General features: G+C 71.3%; 22 protein-coding genes. 12 read left to right on the plus strand and 10 right to left on the minus strand.

What is annotated here, in order from left to right; all coding sequences use genetic code 11:
- Window positions 1-41: 41 nt before the first annotated feature.
- A complete protein-coding gene (locus tag DEI96_RS02740; protein ID WP_111022752.1) occupies window positions 42-1,739 on the minus strand; it encodes a beta-N-acetylhexosaminidase in 1,698 nt (565 codons plus the stop codon).
- Between the two features lie 44 nt (window positions 1,740-1,783).
- Between DEI96_RS02740 and DEI96_RS02745 the strand changes: the two genes are divergently transcribed.
- Together DEI96_RS02745 and DEI96_RS02750 are read left to right on the plus strand one after the other, a co-directional pair.
- Window positions 1,784-2,938 carry an ROK family transcriptional regulator gene (locus DEI96_RS02745; RefSeq protein WP_181440477.1) on the plus strand — a complete coding sequence of 385 codons (1,155 nt, stop codon included), beginning with the start codon at window positions 1,784-1,786 and terminating at the stop codon, window positions 2,936-2,938.
- A gap of 51 nt (window positions 2,939-2,989) precedes the next feature.
- Window positions 2,990-3,760, plus strand: coding sequence for a DedA family protein (locus DEI96_RS02750; RefSeq protein WP_258372745.1), 771 nt, complete (start codon window positions 2,990-2,992; stop codon window positions 3,758-3,760).
- Window positions 3,761-3,763: 3 nt separating this feature from the next.
- Here the strand turns inward: DEI96_RS02750 and DEI96_RS02755 are convergent, their stop codons facing one another.
- The gene (locus DEI96_RS02755) at window positions 3,764-3,967 is read right to left on the minus strand and encodes a hypervirulence associated TUDOR domain-containing protein (protein ID WP_071404335.1); all 204 of its coding nucleotides are present in this window, start codon (window positions 3,965-3,967) and stop codon (window positions 3,764-3,766) included.
- 198 nt (window positions 3,968-4,165) lie between these two features.
- Here DEI96_RS02755 and DEI96_RS02760 point away from each other — a divergent pair, with 198 nt between their 5' ends.
- Together DEI96_RS02760 and DEI96_RS02765 are read left to right on the plus strand one after the other, a co-directional pair.
- Window positions 4,166-5,218 (plus strand): serine/threonine-protein kinase, encoded by a 1,053-nt coding sequence (locus tag DEI96_RS02760; protein WP_111022754.1) that lies wholly within the window; start codon window positions 4,166-4,168, stop codon window positions 5,216-5,218.
- Between the two features lie 55 nt (window positions 5,219-5,273).
- Window positions 5,274-5,894, plus strand: a complete 621-nt coding sequence (locus DEI96_RS02765) for a phosphoribosylanthranilate isomerase (protein ID WP_111022755.1) — start codon at window positions 5,274-5,276, stop codon at window positions 5,892-5,894.
- A 100-nt stretch (window positions 5,895-5,994) separates the two neighbouring features.
- Here the strand turns inward: DEI96_RS02765 and DEI96_RS02770 are convergent, their stop codons facing one another.
- From DEI96_RS02770 to DEI96_RS02780, 3 genes are all read right to left on the minus strand, one after another.
- Complete coding sequence (locus tag DEI96_RS02770) at window positions 5,995-6,753, minus strand: HAD-IIB family hydrolase (protein WP_111022756.1); 759 nt, start codon at window positions 6,751-6,753, stop codon at window positions 5,995-5,997.
- Between the two features lie 82 nt (window positions 6,754-6,835).
- Window positions 6,836-7,270, minus strand: coding sequence for an acyl-CoA thioesterase (locus tag DEI96_RS02775; protein WP_111022757.1), 435 nt, complete (start codon window positions 7,268-7,270; stop codon window positions 6,836-6,838).
- Between the two features lie 82 nt (window positions 7,271-7,352).
- Complete coding sequence (locus DEI96_RS02780) at window positions 7,353-7,949, minus strand: nitroreductase family protein (protein ID WP_111022758.1); 597 nt, start codon at window positions 7,947-7,949, stop codon at window positions 7,353-7,355.
- Window positions 7,950-8,033: 84 nt separating this feature from the next.
- On the opposite strand from DEI96_RS02780, the gene DEI96_RS02785 reads away from it, so the two are divergent.
- Together DEI96_RS02785 and DEI96_RS02790 are read left to right on the plus strand one after the other, a co-directional pair.
- Complete coding sequence (locus DEI96_RS02785; protein WP_111022759.1) at window positions 8,034-8,957, plus strand: AEC family transporter; 924 nt, start codon at window positions 8,034-8,036, stop codon at window positions 8,955-8,957.
- A gap of 365 nt (window positions 8,958-9,322) precedes the next feature.
- On the plus strand, window positions 9,323-9,730 hold the full coding sequence (locus tag DEI96_RS02790) for a four-helix bundle copper-binding protein (RefSeq protein ID WP_111022760.1): 408 nt from the start codon (window positions 9,323-9,325) through the stop codon (window positions 9,728-9,730).
- Window positions 9,731-9,763: 33 nt separating this feature from the next.
- Here the strand turns inward: DEI96_RS02790 and DEI96_RS02795 are convergent, their stop codons facing one another.
- Window positions 9,764-10,012: a hypothetical protein gene (locus DEI96_RS02795; RefSeq protein WP_027464862.1), complete on the minus strand. Its 249-nt coding sequence runs from the start codon at window positions 10,010-10,012 to the stop codon at window positions 9,764-9,766.
- Between the two features lie 150 nt (window positions 10,013-10,162).
- Entirely contained in the window at window positions 10,163-10,999 is an 837-nt protein-coding gene (locus DEI96_RS02800; RefSeq protein WP_111022761.1) for an exodeoxyribonuclease III, read from the minus strand.
- A 115-nt stretch (window positions 11,000-11,114) separates the two neighbouring features.
- On the opposite strand from DEI96_RS02800, the gene DEI96_RS02805 reads away from it, so the two are divergent.
- From DEI96_RS02805 to DEI96_RS02830, 6 genes are read left to right on the plus strand one after another with little or no spacing between them, the layout of a single operon-like run.
- Window positions 11,115-11,621, plus strand: a complete 507-nt coding sequence (locus DEI96_RS02805; protein ID WP_111022762.1) for an Asp23/Gls24 family envelope stress response protein — start codon at window positions 11,115-11,117, stop codon at window positions 11,619-11,621.
- Window positions 11,618-11,809: a DUF2273 domain-containing protein gene (locus DEI96_RS02810; RefSeq protein ID WP_027464859.1), complete on the plus strand. Its 192-nt coding sequence runs from the start codon at window positions 11,618-11,620 to the stop codon at window positions 11,807-11,809. Before DEI96_RS02805 ends, DEI96_RS02810 begins: the two co-directional genes overlap by 4 nt.
- Window positions 11,806-12,177, plus strand: coding sequence for a hypothetical protein (locus tag DEI96_RS02815; RefSeq protein WP_111022763.1), 372 nt, complete (start codon window positions 11,806-11,808; stop codon window positions 12,175-12,177). Before DEI96_RS02810 ends, DEI96_RS02815 begins: the two co-directional genes overlap by 4 nt.
- A complete protein-coding gene (locus tag DEI96_RS02820; RefSeq protein ID WP_111022764.1) occupies window positions 12,174-12,815 on the plus strand; it encodes a hypothetical protein in 642 nt (213 codons plus the stop codon). The genes DEI96_RS02815 and DEI96_RS02820 overlap by 4 nt, the downstream gene beginning before the upstream one ends.
- Complete coding sequence (locus tag DEI96_RS02825) at window positions 12,812-13,414, plus strand: hypothetical protein (RefSeq protein ID WP_111022765.1); 603 nt, start codon at window positions 12,812-12,814, stop codon at window positions 13,412-13,414. The genes DEI96_RS02820 and DEI96_RS02825 overlap by 4 nt, the downstream gene beginning before the upstream one ends.
- 8 nt (window positions 13,415-13,422) lie before the next feature.
- A complete protein-coding gene (locus tag DEI96_RS02830; RefSeq protein ID WP_111022766.1) occupies window positions 13,423-14,229 on the plus strand; it encodes a phosphotransferase in 807 nt (268 codons plus the stop codon).
- A gap of 28 nt (window positions 14,230-14,257) precedes the next feature.
- Here DEI96_RS02830 and DEI96_RS02835 read toward each other — a convergent pair whose 3' ends face one another.
- Genes DEI96_RS02835 through DEI96_RS02845 form a run of 3 tightly spaced genes read right to left on the minus strand, consistent with a single transcriptional unit; the run spans window position 14,258 to window position 17,413 of the window.
- A complete protein-coding gene (locus DEI96_RS02835; protein ID WP_111022767.1) occupies window positions 14,258-14,917 on the minus strand; it encodes a hypothetical protein in 660 nt (219 codons plus the stop codon).
- Between the two features lie 4 nt (window positions 14,918-14,921).
- A complete protein-coding gene (locus DEI96_RS02840) occupies window positions 14,922-15,599 on the minus strand; it encodes a hypothetical protein (protein WP_111022768.1) in 678 nt (225 codons plus the stop codon).
- Window positions 15,599-17,413 (minus strand): alpha/beta hydrolase, encoded by a 1,815-nt coding sequence (locus tag DEI96_RS02845; protein ID WP_111022769.1) that lies wholly within the window; start codon window positions 17,411-17,413, stop codon window positions 15,599-15,601. The genes DEI96_RS02840 and DEI96_RS02845 overlap by 1 nt, the downstream gene beginning before the upstream one ends.
- Window positions 17,414-17,537: the final 124 nt, after the last annotated feature.

A 17,537-nucleotide genomic window follows, 5' to 3' on the forward strand; every position in this document is an offset into this window, starting at 1 on the left:
CCTCCCCAGTGTGAACCTCTCACATGTGAAATGTCAACAGGTCAGTCGGCGATGTTCGCCGTCACCGCGTCGATGTACGCCGCACGCTCCTCACGCGAGTGCGGGCGCCCCGGGATGCCCGGTCGCTGCTCCCACGGGAACGGCCCGGCCTCGTGCCGGTACTCGATGCCCATGGCCTCGAGCCGGGCGGTGTGCTCGGCCAGGCGTCCGCGGAACTCGGCGAGGTCGCGCGGCCCGGAGACGTCCGCCGACCACAGTGCCTCGGCGAGGGCGGCGACGCGGGGGAAGAGCTGGTAGTCGAGCCGACGGGCGGTGTCGACGTGCTCCGTCCACATGTTGCCCTGGCCGCCGATGACGTGCGCGCGCTCGGGGTCGGTGAGCCCGGACGGCACCGGGTCGAAGGCGAAGACGTCGTCGACGGTGAGCACGATCGACACCGGGATCGGCTCGGTCGACAGGTCGCTCTGGCGGTAGTCGAGGTACACCTGGTCGTCCGGCGACGAGATGACGTCGTGCCCGCGGCGGGCGGCGGTCCGTGCGCCGGTCAGCCCGCGCCAGGAGACCACGGTCGCCGAGGGGTCGAGCGTGCCGCCCTCGAGGATCTCGTCCCAGCCGAACGCCCGCCGGCCGTGTGACTCGACGTGTGCGGCGAGCTGCCCGATGATCCAGGCCTGCAGCTGTTCCTCGTCCTGCAGCCCGAGCTCGCGGATGCGCTCCTGGGTGCGGGGGTCGGTCTCCCACTGCACCTTCGGGCACTCGTCGCCGCCGATGCCGATGTAGCCGGAGGGGAAGAGCGCGATGACCTCGTCCAGGACGTCCTTGAAGAAGTCGATCGTGGCGTCCTCGGCGTTCAGGACGTCGTCGGCGATGCCCCACTCCGTCCACACCTCGACCGGTTCGCCCGTGACGCCGAGCGACGGGTACGCCGCCAGCGCTGCACGGACGTGCCCGGGGGTCTCGATCTCGGGGACGACGGTGACGAACCGGTCGGCCGCGTACGCCACGATCTCGCGGACGTCGTCCTGCGTGTAGTACCCGCCGTGCGGGCGGCCGTCGAACCCGGCGACGACGAGTGTGCCGTCCGGACCGGGGACGTGCGCGCCGACCTGGGACTCCCGACGCCAGGACCCGACCTCGGTCAGGCGCGGGTGCTTCCGGATCTCGATGCGCCACCCCTGGTCCTCGGTGAGGTGGAAGTGCAGGCGGTTGATCCGGTGCGCGGCGAGCTGGTCGACCACCCGCATGACCTCGTGCTTCGTCCGGAAGTGCCGGGCGACGTCGAGCATCACGCCGCGCCAGGCGAAGGCGGGGGCGTCCTCGACGACCACGGCGGGGACGGACCACGGGCCGGTCGCGACCCGGCCGCGGCGGTACACGTCCGGGGGCAGCAGCTGCAGCAGGGCCTGCACACCGTAGAAGACCCCGGCGGGCGAGCCGCCGACGACGTCGACGCCGTCCGGCGTCACCGTGAGGCGGAACGACTCCGCCCGGTCGCCCTCCGGCGTCGTCGGGCCCGCGGGCAGGGACGGGTCGTCGGCGACGCGCAGCGCGATCGTGCCGGCCCCCGGTGCCGTGTCGTCGAGGGCGTCCCGCACCGGCAGCCCGGTCGATCCCCGCAGGGTCTGCTGCAGGTACAGTCGGACCGACTCGCTCGCCGGGTCGGCGGCGATCCGGGTCGACGGGGTGATCTCGAAGGCCCCGACACCGGGAGCGGTGCGGCGCGGTCGTGGGACGAGCATGTCGGAGCCACCATTCCTCAATGATCTTTCGTAATGTGGAGGCTATGGCCGTGCAGCAGACCGTGTCAACGACCCCGGGCGCCGTCGGGACGACCCCGGGGGTCCTGCGACAGATGAACTCGCGGGCGATCCTCGACGAGCTCCTGCGCGACGACGTCTCCCGCACGGTCACCGAGCTCGGCCGCACGGTGGGGCTCTCCCGCCCCACGGTCGAAGCGGCGCTCGCCGACCTGGTCGACGAGGGCTGGGTGACCGAGGCCGAGGCGATCGCCACCCCGAACAAGGCCGGTCGTCGGGCCAAGCGCTTCGCCGCGGACGCGTCGGCCGGCTCCGTGCTCGGCGTGGACCTCGGCCTGCACGGAATCGTCGGCGTGCGCGCGGACCTGCGCGGCGTCACGCTCGCCCGCGTCGAGGAGCGCTACACCGACCTCGCCGACGCCGAACAGGCCTGGTCGAGCGTGCAGGACGTGGTCCGTCGGCTGACGGCGCCTGTCGGCTCCGCCGGGGGTGCGCCGGTGCTCGGTGCCACGTTCGGCGTTCCGGCGGTCGTCGACCGCGACGGCGCGATCGACTACACGGTCGCGGTGCCGGAGTGGGTCGAGCGGCGGGTGCCCGGCCGGATCCAGGACCTCTTCCCCGGGGTCGCCACCTTCTTCGACAACGACGCCAAGCTGGCCGCCACGGCCGAGGCCCGGTGGGGGCGGTTCCACGGCGTCCGGGACGCCTTGTACCTGGTGATGGGTCGGCAGATCGGTGCCGCCCTGGTGGTCGACGGCTCGTTGGCGCGCGGTGCGCGCGGTGCGGCCGGCGAGATGGGCGGCATCGCCTCGACCGGCTGGCCCGCCGCACCCGCCCGCCTGGAGGCCCGGATCCCGTCCGGCACGGACCTCGAGTCCGTCTTCGCGGCGGCGGCCCAGGGCTCGGCGTCGGCAGTCGAGACCGTCCGTGCGTTCGCGGCCGACGTGGCACCCGGCGTCGTGCAGCTCGTGACGACGATCGACCCCGAGGTCGTCGTCGTCAGTGGCGAGGTCCTGCCGGCTGCCGAGGTGTTCTGCGCCGCGCTCGACGAGATCGTCACGCCGCAGCTCCGGCACCCGGTGGTGTTCGCCCCGTCGACCGTCGGTCGCGACGCCGTCGCCCGGGGCGCGCTCGCCCGGTCGCTCGCGCACGTCCGGTCCGCCCACATGGGACTCGGCTGACACCCAGGGAGCGTGCCGGGTCCTGACAGGGCGTTCAGGGATGCTGGGGGCATGACGACTGCCGTGACCACCCGTGCCATGACCGTCGCCAGTGGCGACTCCACCGCCCCGTCGGACCTCGGTGGGCTCTCCGGCCTGGTGCTGCAGCTGATCGACGCGCTGGGGGAGTGGGGCGTCGGGCTGATGCTCTTCGTCGAGACGGTGTTCCCGCCCATCCCGTCCGAGGTCATCCTGCCGCTGGCCGGGTTCCTGGCGGGTGCCGGCCAGATGAACCTCGTGCTGGTCCTGGTGCTGGCGACGATCGGTTCGTACCTCGGGGCGCTCGTGCTCTACTGGCTCGGCGCGAAGATCGGGTTCGAACGCACCACGCGGTGGTTCGGCAAGCTGCCCCTCGTCGACGAGGACGACTTCCGCAAGGCGGCCGGCTGGTTCCACCGGCACGGCAAGAGCGCGGTGTTCTTCGGCCGGTTCGTCCCGATCGTCCGCAGCCTCATCTCGCTGCCGGCCGGCGCCGACCGCATGCACCTCGGCACGTTCTCGGTGTTCACGATCATCGCGAGCGGCATCTGGAACAGCGCCCTCGTGCTGCTCGGTGCCGCGTTCGGGTCCCAGTACGACCAGGTCGAGGCCTACACCGAGTGGATCGACCGCGTGCTCTACGTCGCGATCGCCGTGGTCGTGGTGACCTTCGTGGTGCGCCGGGTCCGCCGTGTCCGCGCCGAGCGGCGTGCGGGCGGCCCCGATGACCACGACGACGAGGCCGGCAGCCCTGCCGTGGGCGGTGCCCGGGGTCGTCGTCGCGCCGAGCCCGCCCGCGACTGAGCCTCAGGCCTTCGTCAGCGCCGACTCCTTGTGGGCGGCCTGCTTGCCGCTCTTCTCCGACTCGACGATCCAGTACGGGTCGTCGTCGGTCGGCGTGAAGTGCTGCCCGTCGAACTCGAAGTCGCTCGTCCGCTTGCGCACGAGCGTGCCGGTCGTCCTGCCCTGCGAGGTGTTCCAGTGCACCTCGTCACCCTTCGACAACGCCATGCTGTCCTCCTTGCGCGATTCCTCGTCCTGATGGAGGTCGGACTGTACCCCGCCGATCCCCGGGAACTCAGGGAAGTACGGCGATCACGATGTCGTAACGGCCATGCGGATCGAGAGTCGGACGCGTACCGTTTCCCATGAGCCCACACGCCGGCAGCGGCCGCGGAACCACGGGCTCCGGACGGGACGACGGACACCATGACCCTGCTGGACAGCGCGCGGGCGGACACCGTCCTCTCTGCGCGGTACCGGCTCGTGAAGCTCATCGGCACCGGCGGCATGGGATCCGTCTACGAAGCCCGTGACGAGCACACGTACCGGGCCGTGGCCGTGAAGCTCTTCGCGACCCCGGACAAGATGACCACCGCCGACCGTGTCCGCCAGGAGCGCGAGATCCGGCTGCTCAGCATGCTCTCCCACCCGGGCCTCATCCCGCTGTACGACGCCGGGACCCACGAGTTCGAGGACGGCCCGCACCGGTTCATCGTGATGGAGCTCATCGCCGACACGACGCTGCTCCGCCGCCTGTCCGAGGGTGCCCTGCACAACTACGAGGTGGCCGACCTCGGTGCGCAGCTCGCCGACGCCCTGGCCTACGTGCACTCGCGCGGCATCGTGCACCGCGACGTCAAGCCCGCCAACATCCTGATCAGCGACGAGGGCTCGTCCGGGTTCGCCCGCACGGTCAAGCTCACCGACTTCGGCGTCGCCCACTTCGTCGACGGCTCCCGGTTGACGAACGACGGCACGGTCATCGGCACCGCCGCCTACCTCAGCCCGGAGCAGGTCGCCGGCGAACCGATCAGCTTCGCCACCGACGTGTACTCGCTCGGGCTCGTCCTGCTCGAGGCGCTGACCGGCAAGCAGGAGTACTCGGGCACCCTCATCGAGGCCGCACTCGCCCGGCTCCGCCGAGACCCCGAGGTCCCGGACGACGTCGCCGACGAGTGGCGCGAGCTGCTCAGCCGGATGACGGCCCGCGACCCGGAGCGCCGGCCCACGGCGGTCGCCATCGCCAACGCGCTGCGCGGCGGCTCCACCCAGATCACCGGCCCGGTGCCGCTCGGTCCGGAACGCGTGAAGCACCAGCGCGACCACCGCATGCACCGTGCCGCACACCGGCACGCCAGGCGCGGCACGTTCTCCGCGGTGCGTCGCTGGCGCCGGCGGAACGTCCTGGTCGGGTCCTTCGCGGCCTTCGGCGTCACCGCGGCCTGCGTGGCCGCCTACGTCGCGGGTGCCCTGCACTGACCCGCTCGGCGGCTCCGTGCTCCGAGCACCGGAGCGCCCTGGCAGGATGGACAGCATGACCGACCAGCGCTGGATCAAGATCTGTGGCCTGTCGACGCCCGACACCGTGGACGTCGCCATCGACGCGGGTGCCGACGCCGTCGGGTTCGTCTTCGCGGCGGGCAGCCCCCGGACCGTCACCGCCGACCTGGCGAAGGAACTCGTCGAGCGGGTGCCGGACGGCATCGACGCCGTCGGGGTCTTCCGTGACCAGAAGATCGACGAGATCGTGGGCATCGCCTCCGAGGTCGGACTCACGACGCTGCAGCTGCACGGTGGCGAGTCGGCTTCCGACTTCGCCCGCGCGCGCGACGCCGGCTTCTTCACCATCCGGGCAATCGCGGCCGAGGACTACCTGCGCGAGACGCCCGAACAGCGCGCCGCGTTCGACCACGACCTGCTGCTGCTCGACGCCGCCGTGCCCGGCAGCGGTCGGCTCGTCGACCCGGCCACCATCGAGGGCGTGGACGAGGCCTGGATCCTCGCCGGCGGGCTGACCCCGGCCAACGTGGTCGCCGCGGTCGAGGCGCTCGACCCCGACGGCGTCGACGTGTCGAGCGGTGTCGAGTCGGAGCGCGGCGTCAAGGACCCCGCGAAGATCCGCGCCTTCGTCGAGGCCGTCCGCAGCCTGGGCTGAGCGCCCGGCTGCACCGGTCGCGATCGCGGCTCTGGACGCGACCGCGGGCGGACAGGAGGCGCGGTGCGGGCCCGCCAAGGGCCTCCCGTCCGCCGCGCGGTCAGCGCAGGGTGGGGATGAGCTCCGTCAGGAACGCGTCCGTGTCCTCCCAACCCTGCACCGCGTGGCAGGGGACCCCGAGTGCCTTCACCGGGTAGTCGTTGCCTTCGGGGTCGAGCCGGTCGCCGACGAAGAGCATGTCGTCGAGCGCGATGCCGGTGATCTCGGCGAGGCGCTGCATGCCGTAGGCCTTGTCGATGCCCTTGCGGGTGATGTCGATGCTGGTGGAGCCGCCCGAGCGGACCTCGAGGTCGGGCAGGTCCTGCTGCACCAGGCGGCGCAGGTGGTCCTTCTTCTCGCCGGTCGGGTCCCACTGCTTCTTGACGTCCACCGGGGCGGACTGGCCGAGGGCGGAGAACGTGATCTGCGACCCGCGGTCCTCGAGGATGGCGCCCCAGGTCTCGGACTCCCAGTACCCGGCTTCCTTCGCACGGGCCTCGACCGCGGCGAGGGCGCGGTCCTTCTGCTCGTCGGTGAGGTCCTCGGCGTACTGCAGCGCCCAGTCCTGGTCCGCCCAGCGGTAGTACCGGGTGCCGCAGGTCGGCAGCAGGTGCAGGGCGTCGAGCGTCAGGCCGTCGCGCTGCCGGAGCGGGGTGACGAGCTGCTGCTCGAACTGGGTGAAGTTGCCGCCGGAGATGACCGCGACCGGCACGACCTCGAGCAGGGACGCGAAGGTCTCGAGCATGCGGGGGTCGAGGGAGGACTTCGACGGGGCGAGCGTGTCGTCCAGGTCGAAGGCGACGAGGCGGGGCGTGGTCATGCCTCCGATCCTGCCAGAGCCCGCCGACCACGCGCAGGGTGCGACCGACAGGGTGCCCCGGTGCTGCGCGAAGTCTGCGGGGTCACGCGCGGTGCGTGGCGGGGACCCGGTCGCGGGCGTAGGTGATGTCCGTGTAGCCGTGCGGGGCGGGGTTGCCGTCCTCGTCGAGGTTCACGAAGACGACCTCGTCGATCGTCAGGATGCTGCGGTGCGTGAAGAGGTTGCGCGCCTCCGCCCGCATGGTCAGCGACGTCCGGCCGAACCGGGTGGCGACGAGGCCGATCTCGACGATGTCGCCCTCCTTCGCCGAGGACAGGAAGTTGATCTCCGACATGTACTTCGTGACGACCTTGCCGTTGCCGAGCTGGATGATCGCGTAGACCGCGGCTTCCTCGTCGATCCAGCGGAGCAGACTGCCGCCGAACAGGGTGCCGTTGGCGTTGAGGTCCTCCGGTCGCACCCACTTCCGGGTGTAGAAGTTCATCTCCGGCGGGGCGTCGTCCAGGTGCTGATCCATGTCACGTCATGGTACGCCGACGGCCGCGCCCCCGCAGGGACGCGGCCGTCGTGGCGATCGCGGGCGGCGGTGCCGCCGGTGCTCACTCCTTGACGAGGACGACCTCGTCGAGGGGGATGCGGGTGCGCGGGGCGACCTCGCGCTCGGCGGCCTTGTCGTCGAGCTGCGACGGGTGCGCGACGGTGCCGACGGCCGTGACCGTGTACGGCAGGAAGCGCTCGGGCAGGTCGAACGCGGCGCGGAGCCCGGCGGCGTCGATGCCCGCCATCTGGTGCACGTGCAGCCCCTCGGCGTGCGCCTGCACGGTCAGCGCGGCGAGCGACTGGCCGAGGTCGTACTGCGCGAATGGACGCTCGTCGCCGTCGGCGGTCACGGTCTCGAGCACGCCGACGACGAGTGCGCTGGCGCGGAAGGCCCAGGCGGCGTTGAAGCCGAGCAGGTTCTCGTTGATCTTCCGGAACGTCTCGGTGCCGCGGCGGCCGGCGATGAAGCGGCGGGGCTGGAAGTTCATGGCCGAGGGTGCCCAGCGAGCGGCCTCGAGGACGGCGTCGAGCTGGTCGTCCGAGATCGTCGCGGTCTCGTCGTAGGAGCGGGGGCTCCAGCGCTCCTCGAGCAGCGGCACGAGCGGCTGGCTGGAGTCGGTGGACCGGGTGAGGGTGTCGGCGTTCGTCGAGGTCATGGTGCGCTCAACGGTATTCGATGCGTCCGCATTTCCGACCTGAGTGACGTCACATCACCGCCGGCAGGTGCCAGGATGGACGGGATGGGTGGCGTGTTGACCGGCTTCGCGATCATCGGCGCGATCATCGCCGGTGGGTACGTCGTCGGACGCATCGGCCTGCTGGGCCCGCACGCGCAGTTCGTGATGAGCCGGCTCGCGTTCTTCGTGCTGATGCCGTGCCTGCTGTTCCACACGATCGCGACCGCCGACATCGCGTCGCTGCTGTCCTCGATGCTCTGGGTCTCGCTGCTGAGCGCCGCCGTGGTCGCCCTCGGTGCCGCCGCCGTGTTCCGCTTCGTGCTGCGCCGCCCCGTCACCACGACCACCGTCGGCGCCCTGGCATCGAGCTACGTGAACGCGAACAACATCGGGCTGCCGGTGGCCGTGTACGTGCTCGGCCAGGCGACCGCGGTCGTCCCGGTGATCCTGCTGCAGCTCGTCGTGATGGCCCCGATCGCGCTGACGATCCTCGACGCTGCGACCGCGGGAGGCGGCGGGTGGGGACGACGGATCGCGGGGCCGTTCCGGAACCCGATCATCATCGCCTCGCTCGTCGGGCTCGTGTGCTCGGCGACGGGGATCACGCTGCCCGACCCGGTGCTCGAGCCGTTCTCGCTCGTCGGCGCGGCCGCGGTGCCCGTCGTGCTGCTGTCGTTCGGGATGAGCCTGCACGGTGCGACCCCGCTGCGGGACCCGGCCATCCGCACCGACGTCATCGTGGCGTCATCGATCAAGCTCGTGGTGATGCCGGCGGTGGCGTTCGTGTTCGCCCGGTTCGTGTTCGGGCTCGGCGACCAGGAGGTCTTCGTGCTCACCACCCTCGGCGCCCTGCCGGCGGCGCAGAACGTCTTCAACTACGCGCAGCGGTACGGGGCCGCGGTGCCGGTGGCGCGCGACGTCGTGCTCATCTCGACGCTCGGTTCGGTGCCCGTGCTCGTCGCGATCGCCGCCCTGCTGCATCCGTAGCGATCGTCGGGACGCCGGCGTGTGGCCTTCCCGAAGACACCGTCGTGTTGTCGAGACGCCTCGATGTCGCCGAGGCGCCGCCGTATTCGGCGGCGTCTCGCGCACTTGCGGGCGTCGTGCGGACACGCCGGCGTCTTACGCGCCCCGGACGCGCGTCCGGGCGGACGGGAGGCCCGTGGCGGGGGCGCACCGGGCCTCCCGTCCGGCTGTGGTGGCGACCACCGCGGATCGTGAGCAGCAGAGGTCGGGTCGCGTCCGCTGACCCGACCATTCCTGCTCACGAAGTGCGGACGGCACGCGCGTACCCTGGCGGGCACGCGGGGCGGACCGCCTCGTGACCGATGACCACGACGAGGAGACCGGCGATGGACACGATGGCGATGATGAAGAACATGTCGATGACGGACATGCCCATGGAGATGGACATCGACATGATGCAGGACACGATGATGGCGATGAACGCCGCGTCGATGGCCGCGACGATGTGCTCCGCGGCCGACATGCGGATGGGCGGCGAGATGGCCACCTGCGCCGCGATGTGCTCGAACACCGCGATGCTCGCCGACACCGGCATGCGGATGATGATGCGTCCGATGGGGATGGACGCCACCGTGATGCAGGCGATGCTCATGGCCGTCGTCGCGATGGGCACCGCGTGTGCCGCCGAGTGCCGCCAGCACCAGGACATGGACGAGTCGTGCCGCTACTGCGCCATGGCCTGCGACGAGATGGTGTCGAAGTGCCAGGCGATGCTCGACTCGATGGCGGCCTGACCCGCTCCGCCGGCGCTCCGCGACGCGTGCGCGCTACGCGACGCGTGCGGTGGTCTGCCGACCGCCGGCGCTGAGGATCTCCGCGACCGGGTGGTGGGCGACCGGCTCGCCGACCGACAGGACGCCGTCGGCGTCCGCCACCCGCAGCTGGGTGATGCTCCCGTCGAGGAACAGCACCACGGCGTCGGCTGCGCGCGTCTCGACGACGATGCCGTCGCGCCACGCACCGGGGGCCGCGGTCGCCATGAGGCGCTGGATGGGAAGGATCGTCGTGCGGGACATGGCTTCACCTGCTCTCGAAGGGGTTCGGTGCAGGAAACCTACGTCGGCGTGACGGACGGCTCAATCACGGCGGACGCCGGGCGTAACAGAGCCGGACGGGCGCCGATCCGGGCTGGGCTGGGCTGGGCCGGGCCGGCGACCCGACTCCGATCAGAAGATCATCGGGCGGTCGTCGTCGAGCGACGTGTCCAGGTCGAGGTCGACCACCACGGGGACGTGGTCGCTCGGGGCGTCGCCCTTGCGCTCGTTCCGGTGGATCGAGGCGTCGGTGACGACGTCCGCGAAGGCCTGCGAACCGAGGACGAAGTCGATGCGCATGCCCTCGTTGCGCGGGAACCGCAGCTGCTTGTAGTCCCAGTAGGTGTAGCCGTCGGGCACGATCGGGCGGACGACGTCCTGCAGGCCCCGCGCCTCGAACTCGCGGAACGCGGCCCGCTCGGGTTCGCTGACGTGGGTCGACCCCTCGAAGACCCGCATGTCCCAGACGTCCTGGTCGAGCGGTGCGACGTTCCAGTCGCCCATCAGCGCGAGCGGGGTCTCCGGCGACGCCTGGAGCCACTCCGAGGTGCGGTCGGCCAGCTGGGCGAGCCAGTCGAGCTTGTACGTGTAGTGCGGGTCGCCGAGCTCGCGGCCGTTCGGCACGTAGAGGCTCCAGAGCCGCACGCCGTCGACCGTGACGCCGATCGCGCGGGCCTCGACCGGCAGGTCCGGCCCCTCGTGGCCCTTCAGGAACCCGGGTTGGCCGGGGAAGTCGCGGGTGACGTCCTCCATCGGCAGCCGGCTGGCGAACGCGACGCCGTTCCACTGGTTCAGACCGTGTGCCTCGACGTGGTACCCCGCGGCCTCGAACTGGTCGACCGGGAACTGCTCCGGCTTGCACTTGATCTCCTGCATGCCGAGGACGTCGATGTCCTCACGCACCAGCCAGTCGACGATCCGACCCACTCGGGTGCGGACGGAGTTCACGTTCCAGGTCGCCACGCGCATGGAACAAGAACCTACCGGTGCCGACTGACGACGAGGTCGGCACGTGCGCCGCCTGTGCGGCGTACGGCACGATGGTGTTCGCTGGAGGCCAGCAATCGACCGCACGGAGGCAGCAATGGCATCGACGACCAACCGCGTCGACGGGACCCCGACCGGGACCACGACCGGGGCCACGCTCGGCACCGGGGCCGGGAGCACCCAGCCCGCCGGCACCACCACGACGCAGGTCACCGCCAAGGGCAGGACCATCATCGACGACACGGTCGTCGCGAAGGTCGCGGGCATCGCCGCCCGCGACGTCCCCGGCGTCTTCGCACTCGGCGGCAACGCCTCGCGGGCGTTCGGTGCCATCCGCGACGCCATCGGCTCGAGCGCACTCGGTCAGGGCGTCCGCGTCGAGGTCGGCGAGACCCAGGTCGCCGTCGACCTGACCATCGTCGTCGACTACCCGACGCCGATGATGGAGGTCGCCTCCGCGGTGCGCGCCGCCGTCACGAACGCCGTCACCGAACTCGTCGGCCTCGAGGTCACCGAGGTCAACATCGCCATCAACGACGTGAACATCCCGGCGCTCAACGGCGTCGCGGACGAGCTCGACACCCGGGACGGTCGGGTCCGGTGAACGCCACCGTCGTCGGGATGGGCACCGGCGCCCTGCTCGCGATCGTCGCCGTGACGCTCGGGTTCTGGGCGTTCGTCGTCGTCGCCGTCTGCATGGCGGTCGGTGCACTGGTCGCCCGCATCGTCACGGGCGACGTCGACTTCCGTCGCCTGCTCGACGTGCTGCGCGGACGCCGGAGCTCGTCGTGAGCGACGCCGCCGTCGCCACGACCGGCGACAGCGGCGTCCGGCTCCGCGGCTCCGACCGCATCGGCACGTCGGCGCTGGTGCACACCGCCCAGGCGGTCGCCGCCGAAGCACTGCGGGTGGCCTTCCGGGAGGTCCGTGCCCGGGTCGCGGACGATGGTCGCGGCGCACTGGCGGTCGAGATCACCGCCCCGCTCGCCCTGCCGGTGCTGGGCTCGAACGCACTCCCCGACGAACCGGTCGTCGCCACGGCGCACCGGGCTCGCGGCACGATCGCCGAGCGCTTCCGGACCATCACCGGCCGACAGGTCGCCCGCGTGACCGTGACCTTCGCGTCGTCGGTCGTGGACACCCCGCGGAGGGTCCGGTGACCGCCGCCACAGCCGTCGGGAGCACCGAGCCGGTCGTCCCCGCCGGCCCCTCCCACGACGACCACCACGCCGCCTACCGCCGCCTGCTGCGCCGCGAGACCCACGTTTCCCGCTCGGGCGCCGTCGTCGTCGCGATGCTCATCGCCCTGGTGCTCGCCGCCGCCGCGGTCTTCGCCGGTGCGCTCGTCCTGCTCGACCAGAACGTGCTCGGTGTCGACCCACGTGCCGTGGTGGACGCCGCGCTCGCCGCTCCGGACGGCCTCGACACCACCATCGTGATCGGCATCGGCGCCGTCGTGGCCCTGATCGGCCTCGTGCTCCTGCTGCAGGGGATCCTGCCCCAGCGCCGTCCGCGGCACGTGATGCCGTCCGACCGGCTCGCAGTGGTCGTCGACGACGAGGTCCTGGCCTCCGCCGCGGCCCGAGCCGCGCGTTCCGCGACCCGTCTGGGCGCCGACGCCGCCGTGGGCACCGTCGGCCGTCGCACGGTCGACGTCGTCCTCCGGCCCGCAGCCGGGGTGGACGTCCCCGCGGTCGCCGCGACCGAGGCCGTCGAGCGGGAGTTCGCCGCGATCGACGCGCAGCCGACGCTGGCCGCGCGGGTCCGGGTGCAGCCGACCGGACGGGTGGACGGATGAACGCCACGAACCGCGCGCTCGGCCGGACGGCGCTCGTCGTGCTCGGGCTCGTGCTGCTCGTCGCCGGGGTCGCCGCGATCCTGGTGCAGACCGCGCAGGGCCTGCCCCTCGTCGCCTCGTGGTGGCGCACGGTCGGCGATGCCCTCGCCGGACTCGGCACGGGGGCGTCGCGTGACGACTCGGTGTTCGCGTGGACCTGCGTGCTCGGCGGTGGCGTCGTGCTCGGCGTGCTCGCACTCGTCGTGCTGACGACGCTCGGCGGTGGCCGCGAGAGCACCGTCGTGGACAGCGACGGTTCGGCCGACGGCGTCGCCGGCTCCGTGCGCATCGAGTCCACGGCCGTGCAGCACGCGCTCTCCTCGGCCATCGGCGACATGCCCCAGGTCGGCTCGCTCGCCGTCGACGTCTACCGGGTCCGGGGTGGTCGGGCGATCCGGGTGCGGGTCCGTCCGCGCCGGGGTGCCGCGCCGCGGGAGATCACCGAACGGGTCGAGGCCGTCGTCGCCGACCTGGACGCCCTGCTCGGCGAACGCCTGCCCGTGCTGCTCGAGATCGCCCGTGGTGGGTCGGGGTCCTCCCGCTCGGACCGCGTGCACTGAGCGTCGCCGTGGTGCGCTCGATCGGTGGACTGCCCCGGCCGGGCGAGACCGTCCCGGTGCCGCGCATCGTCACCGAGGTCGCGCGAAGGCGTGAGGTCGCGCTCGTCTGGCACAACCAGATCGGCGGGACGACGTTCCGGATCGGACCGGACGCGCACGCCGAGGAGTTCGTGAAGGTGCTGCCGCGCGCCTACGGTTCGTGGATCAGTGGCGAGGCCGCGCGGCTGACGTGGGCGTCCCGGTACGCCCGAGTGCCGGAGGTGCTCGACCACGGCGCCGACGACGACGGCGTCTGGCTGCACACCCGCGCGGTGCCCGGCTGGAGCGCAGTCGACCCGCGCTGGCACGACGAACCCCGGACCGCGGTGGTCGCGGTGGGCGAGGGCCTGCGCGCGCTGCACGACACGTTGCCCGTCGACGACTGCCCGTTCACGTGGGCGACCGCGGACCGGCTCGATCGCGCGCGCGGTGCTGCCGCCGACGCTGCCGCCGACGCCGTCCGCGGCCCGGGCGGTCTCGGTCCGGAGCCGCCGATCGACCGGATCGTCGTCTGTCACGGTGACCCGTGCACGCCGAACACGCTCATCGGGGCGGACCGGCGGTGGAGCGGGCACGTCGACCTGGACGCGATGGGGGTCGCTGATCGCTGGGCCGACATCGCGGTGGCGACGATGGCCCTCGGCTGGAACTACGGACCCGGGTGGGAGCCGTTGTTCCACCGGGCGTACGGCCTGCCGGACGACCCGGAGCGCACCGCATGGTACCGGGCGCTGTGGAACGGTGACGTGGACGACGTGGGGCCTGCGGCGGGCTGATCCGAAGCAGTCGTGGTGCTCGATCCGATCAGATCTTGGGCTCGTTGACGACGGGGGCATCCCACTGCGGGAAGTCCGGGTAGACGCCGGGGAGGGACCGATCGGGGAAGTTGGCGCGGGAGCGTCCTGCTACGGCTCGCCGGAGCTCGTGTGCGTCGTTGGTCCAGAAGGGTTCGCTGTAGACCTCGAGCGTGTACCGGCCGTTCGTCTGCGCCGAGTAGATGATCTGCCAGCCGTCACCGGTGCTGGCCCAGGCCTCGTGGTCGCCGGTGACCGTGCGTCGCTCGATGTCCCAGCCCTGCTCGGTGAAGTAGTCGATCATCGGTTGGAGGTCCCGCTGTTGGCCGGTGGCGCCAGGCGGGGACCAGAGCCGCCCGCTCCGCATGTCGTAGCTGTTCTTCGTGTCTGAACCCGGTAACGGGGCAACGCCGTCGCCGCCGATCTGTGGGATGTCGTCGCCACTGTCCCATTCCCATTCCCCGTCGTGGACCTGGAGTTGTGCGTCCCGCAGGAGTCGCTGCATGTGTTCGTAGTGGTCGCGGTAGGCGTCGAACTCGTGGTGCAGGGACATCTCGGCGACGTCGTCCTGGGTGAGGCCGGCTGCGTCGGTGGGTATCTGGGCTCCTCCTGCCGTGCACCCCGACAGCAGCCCGAGCGTCAGGGCAGCAGTCGTGATGGCACGGAGCATCGGTTCAGATCTTCGGCGGGTTGATGATCGGGTCGTCCCACTGGGGGAAGTCCGGGTACACGCCGGGAAGGGACCGATCAGGGAACTTCACGGTCGAGCGTCCGTAGATGGCCGTCGAGAGCGCGTTGGCGTCGTTGGTCCAGAAGGGTTCGCTGTAGACGGTGAGGGGGTTGTCGCCGTTCTCTTGGGCGGTGTACTGGATCTGCCAGCCGTTGCCGGTGGTGGCCCAGACTTCTTCGTCGCCGGTGATGGTGCGGCGTTCGATGTCCCAGCCCTGTTCGGTGAAGTAGTCGATCATCGGTTGCAGGTCGCGTTGCTGGTCGGTGGGGCCGGGTGGGGACCAGAGTCGTGTGGTGCTCATGTCGTAGCTGTTCTTGGTGTCGGAGCCGGGCAGGGGTGCGACGCCGTCTCCGCCGATCCCGGGCAGGTCGTCGCCGCCGCCCCACTCCCATTCGCCGTCGTGGACCTGGAGTTGCGCGGCTTTCAGGAGTTGTTGCATGTGTTCGTAGTGGTCGCGGTAGGCGTCGAACTCTTGGTGCAGGGACATCTCGGCGACCTCGTCCTGGGTGAGGCCGGCTGCGTCGGTGGGCATCTGGGTTCCTCCTGCCGCGCACCCCGACAGCAGCCCGAGCGTCAGGACGGCAGTCGTGATGGTGCGGAGCGTCGATTGCATGGTGTTCATCATGGCTTTCCTGTCGCGATGATCTTCGCGATGGTCTGTTGTGCGGTGGCGTCGCGGGACAGGTAGCCGACGCCGCTGTCCGGGAACATGTCGTGCCCGGTGACGGCACTGCCGCCTGCAGAATCGTCAGCGCTGAACGTGTCGACGTCCGGAAGGTCGCGTGGATCGGTCCGTCCGATCCGTCCGAGGATCGCCGTGTGGTCGGCCGATCCCTCGGTCGCGTACACATGGTCCACGTTGAGGTGGTCGGGAGTCGTGGTGTCGGTGAACCCGACGGAGCCGTACGTGACGAGCGAGTCGACCCGGTACCGAGTCTGCGCGAGCGCTTCGGCCGCGGTGGTGGACCCGTAGGAGTGCCCGAGGACCGTCAGCGACCGCGGCGCACTGCCGCGGCTGTCGTGGATGCCGTCGAGGAACGAAGCGAGGTTCGCCCCGCCCGCTGTCGCACGCGCCTGGCTGGGGACTTCGACTGCGCCCGGTGCGCGGTACCCGATCCACGACACGACCGCGAACGATTCGGACCGTCGCTGTTTCCACGCTGTTGCCAGCAGGCCGTTTGCAGCACGCACCTTCTCATCCATGCTGTCGACGGCAGACGTCGCACCGGGGACGTTGACCGTCACGTTCGACGCGGTGTCCAGGTCTCCGATCACGACGGCGGCGACGAGCGAACCATCCGAGACGCCGAACCCAACGAGCTGCGCGCCCGCTACTGACGGAGCCTGCACACGGGTTGCGAGTTCGTCGGCACGGTTGAGGCCGTCCCGAAGTGCCACCACCTGCTCCCGGAACTCGTCGAGGCTGACCGCGCCGTAGGTGTACGGCAGCCCCATCAGCCGGTACAGCCGCTCCGGGTCTCGTACCGCGGCCGAGAGGACGGCCCGGGACGCGATGTCGCGCTGCGCTGCCGGGACGCCGTCGAGTCCTGCGAACTGCAGTTGCGTGGTCAGGGGCAACGCCCGGATGTCGGCGTCGGTGAAGCCGAGCGCGGCCCAGGCCGCTGCGACCTCAGCCGGGGTCAGGGACGGATCGAGCAGCCGCTGCAGCCCGAGTGGGAGTTTGGAGGTGCCGGCGACGTCGAGCGCAGCGTTCGCGAGGGAACCCCCGCCAGCGGCGCTGAACGCGCCCGCGATCCGATCGATCCACGACGCGTCGTCGGCGTTCTCGGCGAGGTAGTCGGCGAAACCACCTGGCAACGACGCCCCGTCGACGGGGACCCAGCTGCAACGGCTGCGGAACACGGTCCACGCGTTGCGCACCCGCACGAGGTCCTGCTCCGTCGAGGAGTCCTGCACCCGGGCCACCGCAGCGAACTTCCGCAGTCGAGCGGGATCTGCCCCGCTCCGTCCTCCGGACCGGCCGCCGGTGCGCTGCCGGGATCGAGCGCTGAACACCGCGGACACCGGAGAAGGTCGCTGCGGCGTGCCCGACGGTTCAGGGTCGAACACCGAACTGCTCCAGTCGAGCACGGGCTGCATCGGGAGCCCGCCGCTGGCGCGAACCAGGTCACGGTCGGCTTCGCGCTGCCGCCACGCGGTGACGTCCGCCAACCGCTTGCGTTCAGCGTCGGCCTGCCGCTGCACGGTCCGGAGCTGCTCGACAAGAGACTCGAGCGCCTTCGCCAGCCGGATCCGGTCTTGTGACTCCGTGACCCGTGCGGCCTCGAACAACCGCGAATACGCGCCGTCGAAGTCGAGCAGCGCAGCGTCGGCGATGCTCTGACGCGGTGCACCGCTGGCTCGCAGTGTCATCGCCACCTCCACACCGCAGTCGATCAACCGCGACGCCGCGGCGTCGTCGAACTCGATCCCCATCGTCCCCCCAATGCCCGACCGGCCCCCTCCTGGAACCGTAGCAGCGGAAGTGCGAACGGTGAAGTTTCACGCCGATGTGTGGAGAAGTTGCCGCGGCGATGCGCGGCGTTCCCACCGGAGCCGA

The organism is Curtobacterium sp. MCLR17_031, from assembly GCF_003234775.2.
In the GTDB taxonomy this organism is placed as follows: Bacteria; Actinomycetota; Actinomycetes; order Actinomycetales; family Microbacteriaceae; genus Curtobacterium; species Curtobacterium flaccumfaciens.